Source organism: Nonomuraea sp. IBHARD001, assembly GCF_056106265.1.
On sequence record NZ_JBWBBW010000002.1, the window covers coordinates 5,494,371 to 5,507,236 of the forward strand.

Sequence of the window (12,866 nt, forward strand, 5' to 3'; positions counted from 1 at the left end):
GCTTTTTGGTAGGAAGTCTGTCTTTAGTGGGGAACTCGCAGCGAAAAGTCGGTGAATTCCCTTTCAATGGCCTTATGTAACCGAGGGAATCGGAAGGAGCATCAGAGCGTGTCGCCCCACACCTCTCTTCTGGCCACCGCCGCGGACGTGGCCCCCATCGTCGATCTCGACACCGGGGGCGTCATCGCCCTGCACGCGACGGCCGACCCGCGCGGAGACATCGCCGAGAGCGTTGGCTCCTGTCTGGACGCAGCGGCCCACGAGGCCCTGCTCCCGCTCGTCATCGACCTGCCCGCCTCCGCCGTGATCGGTGGTTCGGGAGCGCTCGCACCGCTGCACGAGGCGATGCGCAGGTCGGGCAGGCGACCCCGAGAGATCATCGTCAAGGTCAAGGGAGAGGTGGGCGAGGACGAACGCAGGGCCCTGCTGGTGGGGCTCGACGGCCTGCGGGCCATCGGCTACCTCATCGCCTTCGGCGACCTGGGCACCGGCCATGTGCCGCTCGACCTGCTCGCCGACGCCTCGCCGTACCTGGTCGTGGTCTCGCCCGAGCTCATCGCGCGCATTCCGCGTGACCAGCGGCGCAGTGGCGTGGCCGAGTCGCTGGTCGCGCTCGCGCGCGGGATCGGCGCGCACGTGCTGACGCCGGGGGTGAGCGAGGAGGCCCAGCTGGTGGCCGTGCGCGGCTGGGGGGTACGGCTGGCGCAGGGGCCGCTGCTGCGGCCGGGGCCCGACGGGCGGGTGCACGTGCCGCTGCCCGTGCCCGAGCAGACGCCGATGTCGGCCATGCTCGGCCCGCGCGTGCAGGAGCTGCTGCTGCCCGCGGTCACCCTGCCGGAGACGGCGACGGCCGAGGACGTCGCGGAGACGTTCGGCAGCGAGCCCTCGATCACCAGCATCATCGTCGTCGACGAGTACCAGCGCCCCAAGGGCAGCCTGGACCGCAGCAGGTTCCTGCTGTCGTTCGCCGGCAGGTACGGCCACGCGCTGCACGGCAGGAAGCCCGCCCTGCGCCTGGCCGACCCGCCGCGCTCCCTGCCGAGGACCACGCCCGCCGTCGCCGCCATGCAGGTGGCGGGCAGGGAGGCGACGCGCGTCTACGACGACCTGGTGGTCACCGACGAGCTCAACCGCTGCCTCGGCATCGTGCGGGTGAGCGACCTGATCAGGCACGTCGCCGCCATGCGCCAGTAGGTCTCAGCCGACCGGCGGGCTCCAGCTCGCCGTGTCGGTGATCTGCGTGCCCTCGACGACCAGCCCGTCGCGCATGCGCAGGATGTGGGCGAAGGAGGCCTGGTAGCGCTCGCCGTCCGACCTGCGCGTCCCCCGGTAGTACCCGGTGACCACGACGCCGTCGTCGAGCCAGTGGTAGTCGTCGGGGTAGGGCGCGGTGTCGTAGGCGCCGAAGATCACCCCCCAGCAGTCGCGCAACGCCGCCTCCGGGCCGTGGTGCGTGCCGCCGACGCCCAGTGGCATGCCGGCCGACACGTTGAGCACGAACTCGGGAGCCAGCCCCCGCAGCAGCTCGACGGCGTCGTGATCGGCGAACGCCTGGTACATGCGCTTGATCGTGGCCCTGTCCTCGACATCCATGGACTGTCACCATCCCAGTTTTAGAGAGTGTTCTCTAGAACTATGCCTCCAACAGGGCTCGCGCCGCAACCGCGACCAGTCCCGCCGCGCCCGGCGGCACCTCGCGGCCCGCCAGCACGTGCCTGCGTACGGCCGCCATCGGCAGGTCGACCAGCGCCAGCGTGAGGCGCTCCATCGCGTCGGGCCGCTCCAGCCTGGCCGCCAGGCCCGCCATCGCCGCCTCGGCCGCGGTGTTGAGCCCGGCCAGCTCACGGCCGAGCTCGGCCGGCCAGCGCTCGCGCAGTTCGTCGGCGTCGTGGCGCAGCAGCAGCCTGGCCTCGTCGGGATGGGCCGCCGCCCACGCCACCACGTGCTCGGCCGCGGCACGCGCCGCCTCGACCGGGTCCTCGTGCCCGGCCGCCAGCAGGAAGCCCTCCTGGAAACGCCGGACCGAGCGGATCCACAGATGCGCGAGCAGCACGTCGCGTGAGCCGTACCTGTGGTAGATCGAGCCGCTCGGAGCGCCGATCCTGGCGGCGATGGCGGTCACCGTGACCGCCTGGTGGCCGGACTCGGCGGCCAGGGCCGCGGCCGCGTCGAGGATCTGGTCGCTGCCGAACTTCGCTGGACGTCCCATGGCGGCACGGTAACGGCACATCGGATCGATCACGACTTGCCGCGCCCGCTGGGCACCGCGCCGCCGCGCGCGTTAGACAGGAGGCGTGACGCAGGAACTGGGCAGGCGCGCCCTCATCGGCGCCGGGCTGCTGGCAGGCGCGGGGGCCGCGCTCACCGCATGCACCACCGACGAGGCCCCGCCGAAACCCGCCGCGAGCGGCGCCGACGCCCCCTTCGACCCGCACGACTGGACCCAGGTACGCGGCCAGTTCGCCCTACGGCCCGGCTACGCGCACCTGGCGGCGTTCGTCCTGGCCAGCCATCCGGCCACCGTGCGCGAGGCCGTGCGACGCCACCGCGAGGGGCTCGACGCCGATGTCGAGGCCTACCTGGAGCAGGACAGGGACGGCGAGGCCAGGACGGCCGTCGAGGGCTTCCTCGGCGCCAGGGCGGGCGAGGTGGCGCTGACCGACAGCACCACGATGGGGCTCGGCCTGCTGTACTCCGGCTTCAAACTGCGACCGGGCCAGAGCGTGCTGACCACCGAGCACGACTTCTACGCCACCCACGAGAACCTCAGGCTGCTGGCCGAACGCACCGGCGCGAAGGTCACCAGGGTCACCCTCTACGACGACGCGGCCACGGCGTCCGCCGACCAGATCGTCTCGCGCCTCAAGGCCGGGCTCACCCCCTCGACCAGGATCGTCGCCATCACCTGGGTGCATTCCAGCACGGGCGTGCGCCTGCCGGTCAGGGCGATCGCCGACATGCTCGCCGAGGCCAACGAGGGACGCGAGGCGAAGGACAGGGCGCTGCTGTGCGTCGACGGCGTGCACGGCTTCGGCGCCGTCGCCGACGAGGTGGGCGACCTCGGCTGCGACTTCCTGGCCAGCGGCACGCACAAGTGGATGTTCGGCCCGCGCGGCACCGGCGTGCTCTGGGGAAGGGCGTGGGAGCAGGTCAGCCCGGTCATCCCGAGCTTCAGCGGTCCCGCCCTGCAGGCCTGGATCGACGGCACCACACCGCAGGGGCCCGGCGGGCTGCTCGGCTCGCCCGGCGGGTACAAGGCCTACGAGCACCGCTGGGCGGTGACCGAGGCGGTGAACCTGCACTACGCCATCGGCAGGCAGCGCATCCAGCAGCGCACGCAGGAGCTCGCCACCCGCCTGAAGGACGGCCTGGCCGCACTGCCCGGCGTCACCCTGGTCACGCCGCGATCGGCCGAGCTGTCGGCGGGCCTGGTGTGCTGCTCGCTCGCGGGCGTGCAGCCGTACGAGGCCGTGGGCAGGCTGCGTGAGCAGCACAGGATCCTGGCCAGTACGACGCCCTACCGCGAGGTCTACCTGCGTTTCGGGACCAGCATCGTCAACACCCCCGAAGAGGTCGACCAGGTCGTCAAGGCGGTCGCCACGCTGAAGTGAGCGCCCTGTGCACGAGCCCCGTGCACAGAGCCCTATGCACGAGCACTGTGCACGCGCACAGGGCGGGCGTAGGCTCGGCCCCATGCACGACCCGCTGATGTCGCGGCTGGCCGCCGACATGCTGCAGGACACCACCGGCCTGGCCGACCGCATCTTCCAGGCGATCGTGACCGAGGACGAGACCTACGCCCGGATGGACCCGGCACGGCTGGCCGAGGTACGCGAGCACAACGAGCGCAACCTCCGCTCGCAGCTGCTCGACCTGGCCGAGCAGCGCGCGCCGCAGACGACCGCCTCGCGCGAGACCGCCAGGCGTAGGGCCGCGCAGGGGGTGCCGCTCGGCGCGCTGCTGCACGCCTACCGCATCGGCTTCCGGGTGATCTGGGAGGGGCTGGTGGAGCGCGCGACCGCCGATCCGGGTTTCCCCGTCGAGCGGCTCGCCACCTCGATGACCACGGTGTGGCTGCTCGTCGACGCCTACTCCGTCGCCGTGACCGACAGCTACAAGGAGACGCTGACCGAGCTCGCCCGCCAGGACGAACGCCGTCGCCTGGTGCTGCTCGACTCGCTGATCGAGGGCAGGACCAGCGACTGGAACGCCCTGGGCGGCTCCGCGCACGCGCTCGGCCTGCCCGCGCGCGGCCCCTACGTGTGCGTGGTCGCCGACCTCGGCGTCGCGCCCGCGCTGTGGGGCCTGCGCGGGGCGTGGCGCCTGCGCAGGGACGACCAGGTGGGGCTGCTCGCGGCCGGGCCCGACGCCGTGATCGGCGCCTTCCCCCGTGAGGGCAGGGCGCACGGCCGGGCCGGGGTGAGCCCCGCCTACGAGCACCTGCACGACAGTGCGACGGCGCTGCGCCTGGCGACGCTGGCCAGGGCGAGCCTGCCGCCGGGCGGGTCCGGCGCGACCAGCGTGGACCTGCGGCCGGTCGGCGCCCTGGTGGCGGCCAGCCCCGAGCTGGGCGAGCGGATGGTCAAGGCCGTGCTCGGGCCGCTGCTCGGCAGGCACGACACCGCGCAGCTGCTGCAGACCCTTGAGGCCTGGCTGGCCGGCGACGGCTCGGCGAGCGGGCTGGCCAGGCGGCTGTACTGCCATCGCAACACCGTGCGCAACCGGCTGGCCAGGGTCGAACAGCTCACCGGGAGAGCGCTCACCAGGCCCGCCGACGTGGCGGCGCTGCACACGGCGATGCTGGCGTATCGGCTGGCCGATTGTGCGGACGCCCAATAGGCGGCCCCGAAGCCACGTCACCGGCCTAGTGACGGCACCGGCCCGCCTCGCACAGGATCGGGACGGGTCGCCGCCGCCCGTGCAGGCGGCGGGCCCGATCGCCGAGGAGGGCCGATGAACTACCGTGACGCTTCGCTGCCCGTCGAACTGCGGGTGGCCGATCTGCTGGCCAGGATGACGCTGGAGGAGAAGGCGGGCCAGATGTTCCACACCCTCGTGGTGATGGACGGCTACCCGCGAGGGGTGAGCCTGCCCACCACCGAGGAGATGGTGACCGGCAGGCACATGACGCACTTCAACCTCTACAGCGCCGGCACCACGCCCGGCCGGATCGCGGCCTGGCACAACGAGCTGCAGGAGATGGCCGCCGCCACCAGGCTCGGCATCCCCGTCACACTGTCGAGCGACCCGCGCCACGCCTTCGCCGACAACCCGGCCGCCTCGATGAAGGCCGGGCCGTTCTCGCAGTGGCCCGAGGCGCTCGGCCTGGCCGCGATCGGCGAGGACGACCTCGTCCGCCGCTTCGGGGACGTCGTGCGCAGGGAGTACCTCGCCGTCGGCATCAGGCTGGCCCTGCATCCCCAGCTCGACCTGGCCACCGAGCCGCGCTGGTCGCGCATACGCGGCACCTTCGGCGAGGACGCCGAGCTGACCTCGCGGCTGGGCGTGGCCTACCTCAAGGGCCTGCGCGGCGGGCCCTCGCTCGGGCCGAGGAGCGTCTCGGCCATGGTCAAGCACTTCCCCGGCGGCGGCCCCCAGCTCGGCGGGCGCGATCCGCACTTCGCCTCGGGGCGCGAGCAGGTCTACCCGGGCGGCATGTTCGACCACCACCTGCTGCCCTTCCGCGCCGTGCTGAACGCGGGCGCGACCCAGGTCATGCCGTACTACGGGATGCCGGTCGGCACCTCCTACGAGCAGGTGGGCTTCGGCTTCAACAAAGGAGTGATCACCGGGCTGCTGCGCGGCGAGCTCGGCTTCGACGGCATCGTGTGCACCGACTGGACGCTGGTGTCGGACCGGGAGATGTTCGGTACGGCGATGCCCGCCAGGGCCTGGGGCCTGGAGGAGGCCACGCCGATCGAGCGCGTCGCGCGGATCGTCGAGGCCGGGGCCGACCAGCTCGGCGGCGAGCACTGCCCCGAACTGGTCGTCGAGCTGGTGCGCTCGGGCCGCCTCACCGAGGAGCGCGTGGAGGAGTCGGTGCGGCGGCTGCTGCGCGAGAAGTTCGCACTCGGCCTGTTCGACGACCCGTACGTCGACGCCGGCCTGGCCGACGAGATCGTGGGAGGCGCCGCGTTCCGGGCCGAGGGCCTGGCCGCCCAGCGGGCTTCGGCGACCGTGCTGAAGAACGCCTCGCTCGACCCCGGCAGGCCCGCCGCACCGCCGATCCTGCCGCTGCGTCCCGGCCTGCGCGTGCATACCGAGGGCTTTCGGGCCGACCTGTCCGGCTGGGGCGTCACATCGGCCCCGCGTGAGCGCGCCGACGTGGCGATCGTGCGCCTGTCGACCCCGTACGAGCCGGGCGGCGACTGGTTCGAGTCGCTGTTTCGCGGCGGCAGGCTCGACTTCCCCGCCGATCGCCTGGCCGAGCTGCTGGAGCTGCTGGGCGCGCTGCCCACGGTCGTGGTGATCGACCTGGACCGGCCCGCCGTCATCCCCGAACTGGCCGAGCACGCCGCCGCCCTGGTCGCGGTGTACGGCGCCGCCGACGAGGCCGTGCTCGACGTGCTGTTCGGCAGGGCCGAGGCGAAGGGGCGGCTGCCGTTCCAGCTGCCGCGCTCGGTCGCCGAGGTCAAGGCGGGGCGTGCGGACGTGCCGCAGGAGAGTGCCCATCCCCTCTACCCGCTGGGAGCAGGACTGTGACCCCTCACCATGTGGACCCGGTCGTGCGCAGGCTGTTCGAGGCGTTCGCGTCGGCCGGGCCGCCACCGCCGCCGCCCGCCGACTTCGCCGAGCGCCGGGCCAGGGCGGCGGCCGGGATGCGCCTGGCGATGCCCGCGCCCGATCCCGATGTGTCGGTCGAGCACCACCGGGTGCCGGTCGAGGGCGGCGAGATCACGGTCAGGATCCTGCGGCCGAGGAGTCTGCCCGGCCCCGCCCCCGTGCTGGTGTTCCTGCACGGCGGCGGCTGGGTCCAGGGCGACCTGGACACCGGCGAGGTGGAGTGCGGCCCGCTGCACACGCTGACGCCGTGCGCCGTGGCCTCGGTCGACTACCGCCTGGCCCCCGAGCATCCCTACCCCACACCGCTCGACGACTGCGTCACCGCCTACGCGTGGATCCTCGACCATGCCGCCGAGCTGGACCTGGACCCGGCCAGGCGGGCCGTGTGCGGCGCCAGCGCGGGCGGCAACCTGGCGGCGGCGCTGTGCCTGGCGGCCAGGGACAGGGGCCTGCCGATGCCGCTTGTGCAACTGCTCGACGCGCCCGCGCTCGACCTGCGGCCGGAGGCGAACACGGCCGAGGGGCGGGTGGGCTCGCTGAGCGGCGAGGCGGTGCTGGAGTTCGCCGGGCACTACCTCGCCTCCGGCGGCGACGCGGCCGACCCCTACGTCTCGCCGCTGCTCGCACCCGATCTGTCCGGGCTGCCGCCCGCGCTCGTCCTGGTGGCCGAGCACGACCCGCTGCGCGATCAGGGCGAGCGCTACCTGGTCAGGCTGCACGAGGCCGGTGTGCCCGCCGCGGCCGTGCGACTGCTGGCGCTGGGGCACGGCGGCTGGATCGTGCCGGGCACGCTGAGCGCGACACTCGTGCCGGAGATGCGCGCGGCCGTCCTGCGCCGCGCCTTCGAGGGCACCCTCATCGGCCCGGAGCTCCCTCTTCCCTGAGGGGGACGAGGGCGGCCGTCAGAGCCAGCCCTGTTCGCGTGCGCGGCGGGCGGCCTCGTTGCGGTTGCGGGTGTGGGTCTTCTGGATCGCCGCCGACAGGTAGTTGCGCACGGTGCCCTCCGACAGGTGCAGGGCCGAGGCGATGTCGCCGATCGTGGGACAGCGGGCGGCGGCGGCCAGCACGTCGCGTTCGCGTGGTGAGAGCGGGTTGGGCCCGGCGCTGAGCGCGGCGGCGGCCAGGCCGGGATCGATGACCCGCTCCCCCGCGTGCACCCGTCTGATGGCCGAGGCCAGCTCACGCGCGGGCGCGTCCTTCACCAGGAACGCCACCGCGCCCGCCTCCATGGCCCTGCGCAGATAGCCCGGCCTGCCGAACGTGGTCAGGATCATCACCTTGCACCCGGGCGCCTCGCTCGCCAGCCTGGCCGCGGCCGTGATCCCGTCGACGCCCGGCATCTCGATGTCGAGCAGCACGACGTCGGGCCGGGTCGCCCTGGCCACGGCCACGGCCTCCTCGCCGTCGGCCGCCTCCCCCACGACCCGCAGGTCGTCCTCGAGGCCGAGCAGCGAGGCCAGCGCGCCACGTACCATCGCCTGGTCCTCGGCCAGGACGACCCTGATCGGCTCGCTCATGCCCGTGCCCGCGCGGGAGCCGGAACCTCGGCGCGCAGCCGGAATCCGCCCTGGAGTGCCCTCGCCTCCAGGGAGCCGCCGCACGCCTGCACCCTCTCGCGCAGGCCGAGCAGGCCCGAGCCCATCTCCACCGGTCCGGGGGTGAGCACCCGGCCGTCGTCGACGATCTGCAGGCTGGCGTGCTCGCCGTCCCACGTCACGTCGATCTCGCAGCGCGTCGCCCCCGCGTGCCGCACCACGTTCGTCACTCCTTCGCGTACGGCCCAGCCGAACACGCCGTCGAGCGCGCCGGGCAGTGGGGTGCCGCTGGTGCGGACCACCTCGTGCACCCCGGCGGCGCGCAGCACCTCGGCGGCTCCGTCGAGCTCCTGCGCCAGGCCGCGTCCCCGGTAGCCGGTGACGGCCTCACGCACCTCCACCAGGGCCTTGCGCGCCACCGCCTCGATGTCGCCGAGCTCGGCGCGCACCGGGTCCGAACCGGCGAGCCGCCCGGCCAGCTCGCTCTTCAGCACGATCAGCGACAGGCTGTGGCCGAGCAGGTCGTGCAGGTCGCGGGCGATGCGCAGCCGCTCCTCGGACGCGGCGAGCCTGGCGACCTCCCCCTGGGCGTCGTGCAGCTGCGTCACCAGCAGCCGCGTGTTGCGCACACTGGTGAACAGCACGCCGAGCGTCACGACCTGGAGCAGCAGCAGGGCGATCGCCGCCCAGTCTGCCCCGATGACCAGCCCGTCGACGATGACGACCGCGCCCATGGCGGCCACGCCGTACAGGGAGGCCCTGGGTGGCAGTGCCATCGCCATCAGCACCGCCACGTAGATGGGCAGCGCCAGCCAGCCGCCGCCGAAGATCAGCGGCAGCACCACGGCCAGCAGTGCGGTCGCCGCGATCAGCGGGCCGGTCGGGCCGCCCGGGTCGCCCATGTTGCGCGCGGTGAGCACGACGGCCAGATAGAGGCCGATGAAGACGATGATCGAGGCCAGGCCCCACGCCGCCTTCGCGCCCGAGACCGCGCCCGAGGCGATCTCGGTGATCGGGTAGAAGAGGTACACCAGGCCGAGCGAGACACCCGCCAGCCGTCCCCTGCGCGACGACGGCGCCTCGCGGCCCGCTCCGGTGCGGCTGGGCAGCTTCACGTGCGTAGGGTAGCCCGGCGGTAGGCGAGGAGCGCCGACGCCCCGAGCGCGAGCCCCCACGCGCCCAGCACCAGCGGGTCGGCCGCGGGCGGCGTCGCCCCGGCGGCGACGTACTGGCCGAGGTCGGCGTAGTGGTAGCTGGGCAGCACCGCGGCCACCGTCTGCAGGAACGACGGCAGCTGGTCGTAGGGGAACCACAACCCGCCCAGGATGGCCAGCCCGAACATGGCGACCATCGTGGCCGACTGGGCGGCGTCGGCCCGCAGCAGCGACCCGATCGTCAGGCCGAGCGCCGCGAACGGCAGCGCCCCGAGCCACATGACGGCCAGCAGCACGGCCCACTGCCCCAGCCCGAGCGAGACGCCCCTGGTGAGCACGGCGACGAGCGCGACGAGCACCAGGGCGGGCAGGACGAGCAGCATGCCGGCGACCAGCTTGGTCGCGATGATCTTCCAGGAGCGCAGCGGCGTGATCTGCAGCTGCCGCAGCCAGCCGCTCTGCCGTTCCTGCGCCCACGGCACCGCGGTGCTCATCATCGAGGCGGCCAGCGCGCCGTAGGCGGCCATCGAGACCATGATGATCAGCGCGGCCTTCGGGTCGCCGCCGAATATGGCGGAGAACAGCACGTAGAACAGCACGGGGAAGCCCACGACGAAGATGACGTACTTGCGGTTGCGCAGCATGCGCAGGACTTCGATCCGGATGTAGGCGCCCATCGTCAGTGCTCCCTCGTCAGCTGGAGGAAGGCCTCCTCCAGATCGGCGCCGCCGAGGCTGAGCCCGCGCACGTCGAGTGTCGTGTCCCGGTACAGCGCCGCCACGGTGGCGTCCTGGTCGGCGGTGCGCAGGGTGACCAGGCCGCCGCCGAACTCCACGCCCGTCACGCCGGGCAGCGTGTCCAGACCGGCCGTGGGCTGGGCGCCGAGCCGGAAGCGCACGCTCTGGTGGCCGCCGCGCGCCTTGATCTGGGCCGCGGTGCCGTCGGCGGCGAGCTTTCCCCCGGCGATGACCACGACCCGGTCGGAGTGCTCGTCGGCCTCCTCCAGGTAGTGGGTGGCGAACAGCACCGTGCGCCCACCGGCGGCGTACTCGCGCATGGCGGCCCAGAAGCGCAGGCGCGACTCCACGTCCATGGCGGCCGTCGGCTCGTCGAGGACCAGCAGCCGGGGCGCGCCCGCGACGGCCAGGGCGAACCTGACCCGCTGGGCCTGCCCCCCGGACAGCGCGCCCGCCCTGCGCCCGGCCAGCTCGCCGAGGTCGGCCAGCTCCAGCAGCTCGCCGAGCGCCGGAGGAGCCGGGTACAGCCTGCGCACGAAGTCGACGAGCTCGGCGACGGTCAGCTCGGGGATGAGCTCGCCGCTCTGCAACATCGCGCCGACCTGCCCGGCCGCGACCGCCTCGTCCGGCGTCGAGCCGAACACGCGGATGTGTCCCGAGGTCGGGCGCAGCAGGCCGAGCAGCATGGAGATCGAGGTGGATTTGCCCGCGCCGTTGGGCCCGAGCAGGGCGACGGTCTGCCCGGGCTCGACGGCCAGGCTGAGCGCGTCCACGGCCAGGACGTCGCCGTAGGAGCGGCTGACGTCGTGGAATTCGATGGCGTTCATGCCTTCCACGCTAGGAGCGCGCCCCCACCCCCGGCAGTGCCGCCCGTCCAGTGCTGACCATGACATTTGTCAGGCAACGCGAGTATCAGGCAGCGCGAGTGTCAGGCAACGCGGGGGTCAGGCAGCACGGGCCGACTCAGACGACGCGGGTGACCTGGCCGGTGTCCAGTGAGTAGTGCGCGCCCATGACGCCGAGCCGTCCGGTCCCGACCAGGTGCGACAGCAGCGGATCGGCGCGCAGCTCGGCGACGGCCGCCAGCGTGTGCTGCCTGACCATGGCCTCGTTCTCGCCGCCCGAACGTTCGTACGCGGGCCGCAGCGCCTCCACGATGCGCTGCAGCTCGCCCGGCAGCTCACGCCCCTCCCGCAGCGCCCTGGCCGCGGCGGTGACCGCGCCGCAGCGCTGATGACCGAGTACGAGCACGAGCGGCGCGTGCAGGTCCTCGGGGCCGTAGGCGACCGCGCCCACCACCAGCGGGTCGATCGTCTGCGCCGCGGTGCGCACCACGAGCACGTCGCCGACTCCCGCGTCGAACACCACCTCGGGCGGCACCCGCGAGTCGATGCACGACAGCACCACCGCGAACGGCGCCTGCCCCGCCGCCACCAGCCGCCTGCGCTCCCTGTCCTGGTGCGGGTGGCGCACCGCGCCCGACACCCACCGCCTGTTGCCCGCCAGCAACGCCTCCCACGCCTGCGCCGGTGTGCCGGGCGTGCCCCCCTCATCGGGTACGGCAGGCGCCTCACGGCCGAAGGCGACGCCGGAGACGAACCCGGCACAGGTCAGGGCGGCACCGGCGAGCAGAAGCGCACGGCGCGTGTTCGATTCGTTACGCACAGCGACATGATGACGTTCCGCCCGGCAACGCCGCCATAGTCCGCGCGCTCACTCCAAGATCACCGGGACGGCGGCTTGACAGCCCTTCCTACAGGCGGCAGGCGTAGATCGCGGTGACCAGGATGGCCCGCGCGCCGATGTCCCAGAGCTGGTCCATCACCTGCTGGTGGCCCTTGCGCGGCACCATCGCGCGCACCGCGACCCAGCCCTCCCGATGCAGCGGGGAGACCGTCGGCCCCTCCATGCCGGGGGTGATCGCGATGGCCTCCTCGATGCGCTCGGCCCGGATGTCGTAGTCCATCATGACGTAGTCACGCGCGTGCAGGACGCCCTGCAACCTGCGGACGAGCTGTCCCACACCGGTCGAGAGCGGGCCGCCCTCCTGCTTGATCAGCACCGCCTCCGAGCGCATGATCGGCTCACCGAACACCTCGAGGCCGACATTGCGCAGTGTGGTGCCGGTCTCCACGACATCGGCGACCGCGTCGGCCACACCCAGCCTGATCGCGGTCTCGACCGCGCCGTCCAGCTTGATCACCCGGGCGTCGACACCGCTGTCGGCCAGGTAGCGGCCGAGCAGCCCGGCGTAGGAGGTGGCGATCCGCAGGCCCTGCAGGTCCTTGACCGAGGTCATGGACCCGGCGGCCGAGGCCAGGCGGAAGGTCGAGCCGCCGAAGCCGAGCGGCATGATCTCCTCGGCGGGCGAGCCGGAGTCGATGAGCATGTCACGGCCGGTGATCCCGGCGTCGAGCGTGCCCTCGCCGACATAGACGGCGATGTCACGCGGTCGCAGGAAGAACAGCTCGCAGGAGTTCTCCTCGTCGATGACGACGAGCTCCTTGCTGTCCTTGCGCTGGCGGTATCCGGCTTCCTTCAGGATGGTCTGGGCGGCGTCGTTGAGCGCGCCCTTGTTGGGAACGGCGAGTCGGAGCATGGCTGAGTCCTCGGGCTGGAGCGGGGGTCCTTGGGGGCACGTGCGGGCGCGCGGTGCG

At 73.1% G+C, this 12,866-nt stretch carries 13 protein-coding genes; 5 read left to right on the forward strand and 8 right to left on the reverse strand.

Translation table 11 applies throughout. The features are described 5' to 3' along the window. Nucleotides 1-108 precede the first annotated feature (108 nt). Nucleotides 109-1,194, forward strand: coding sequence for an EAL domain-containing protein (locus ACTWNK_RS27090; RefSeq protein ID WP_474307364.1), 1,086 nt, complete (start codon nt 109-111; stop codon nt 1,192-1,194). 3 nt (nt 1,195-1,197) lie between these two features. On the opposite strand, the gene ACTWNK_RS27095 is transcribed toward ACTWNK_RS27090, so the two are convergent. Together ACTWNK_RS27095 and ACTWNK_RS27100 are read right to left on the reverse strand one after the other, a co-directional pair. After that, the gene (locus ACTWNK_RS27095) at nt 1,198-1,593 is read right to left on the reverse strand and encodes a nuclear transport factor 2 family protein (RefSeq protein ID WP_474307365.1); all 396 of its coding nucleotides are present in this window, start codon (nt 1,591-1,593) and stop codon (nt 1,198-1,200) included. 40 nt (nt 1,594-1,633) lie between these two features. Beyond that, the gene (locus ACTWNK_RS27100) at nt 1,634-2,209 is read right to left on the reverse strand and encodes a TetR/AcrR family transcriptional regulator (RefSeq protein WP_474307366.1); all 576 of its coding nucleotides are present in this window, start codon (nt 2,207-2,209) and stop codon (nt 1,634-1,636) included. Between the two features lie 85 nt (nt 2,210-2,294). On the opposite strand from ACTWNK_RS27100, the gene ACTWNK_RS27105 reads away from it, so the two are divergent. The 4 genes from ACTWNK_RS27105 to ACTWNK_RS27120 all read left to right on the forward strand — a co-directional run bounded on the left by ACTWNK_RS27105 (nt 2,295) and on the right by ACTWNK_RS27120 (nt 7,667). After that, entirely contained in the window at nt 2,295-3,611 is a 1,317-nt protein-coding gene (locus ACTWNK_RS27105; protein ID WP_474307367.1) for an aminotransferase class V-fold PLP-dependent enzyme, read from the forward strand. A gap of 82 nt (nt 3,612-3,693) precedes the next feature. Then, nucleotides 3,694-4,839: a PucR family transcriptional regulator gene (locus ACTWNK_RS27110; RefSeq protein WP_474307368.1), complete on the forward strand. Its 1,146-nt coding sequence runs from the start codon at nt 3,694-3,696 to the stop codon at nt 4,837-4,839. 114 nt (nt 4,840-4,953) lie between these two features. Then, a complete protein-coding gene (locus ACTWNK_RS27115) occupies nt 4,954-6,702 on the forward strand; it encodes a glycoside hydrolase family 3 protein (protein WP_474307369.1) in 1,749 nt (582 codons plus the stop codon). Next, complete coding sequence (locus tag ACTWNK_RS27120; RefSeq protein WP_474307370.1) at nt 6,699-7,667, forward strand: alpha/beta hydrolase; 969 nt, start codon at nt 6,699-6,701, stop codon at nt 7,665-7,667. The genes ACTWNK_RS27115 and ACTWNK_RS27120 overlap by 4 nt, the downstream gene beginning before the upstream one ends. Nucleotides 7,668-7,685: 18 nt before the next feature. Here ACTWNK_RS27120 and ACTWNK_RS27125 read toward each other — a convergent pair whose 3' ends face one another. The 6 genes from ACTWNK_RS27125 to hisG form a co-directional block, all read right to left on the reverse strand. Beyond that, a complete protein-coding gene (locus ACTWNK_RS27125) occupies nt 7,686-8,300 on the reverse strand; it encodes a response regulator transcription factor (RefSeq protein WP_474307371.1) in 615 nt (204 codons plus the stop codon). After that, a complete protein-coding gene (locus ACTWNK_RS27130; RefSeq protein WP_474307372.1) occupies nt 8,297-9,433 on the reverse strand; it encodes a sensor histidine kinase in 1,137 nt (378 codons plus the stop codon). Before ACTWNK_RS27130 ends, ACTWNK_RS27125 begins: the two co-directional genes overlap by 4 nt. Continuing rightward, nucleotides 9,430-10,149 carry an ABC transporter permease gene (locus tag ACTWNK_RS27135; protein ID WP_474307373.1) on the reverse strand — a complete coding sequence of 240 codons (720 nt, stop codon included), beginning with the start codon at nt 10,147-10,149 and terminating at the stop codon, nt 9,430-9,432. Before ACTWNK_RS27135 ends, ACTWNK_RS27130 begins: the two co-directional genes overlap by 4 nt. A 2-nt stretch (nt 10,150-10,151) precedes the next feature. Beyond that, nucleotides 10,152-11,036, reverse strand: coding sequence for an ABC transporter ATP-binding protein (locus tag ACTWNK_RS27140; RefSeq protein WP_474307374.1), 885 nt, complete (start codon nt 11,034-11,036; stop codon nt 10,152-10,154). A 136-nt stretch (nt 11,037-11,172) separates the two neighbouring features. After that, a complete protein-coding gene (locus ACTWNK_RS27145) occupies nt 11,173-11,874 on the reverse strand; it encodes a carbonic anhydrase (protein ID WP_474307375.1) in 702 nt (233 codons plus the stop codon). Nucleotides 11,875-11,962: 88 nt separating this feature from the next. Next, nucleotides 11,963-12,808 carry an ATP phosphoribosyltransferase gene (gene hisG / locus ACTWNK_RS27150; protein ID WP_474307376.1) on the reverse strand — a complete coding sequence of 282 codons (846 nt, stop codon included), beginning with the start codon at nt 12,806-12,808 and terminating at the stop codon, nt 11,963-11,965. Between the last annotated feature and the right edge of the window lie 58 nt (nt 12,809-12,866).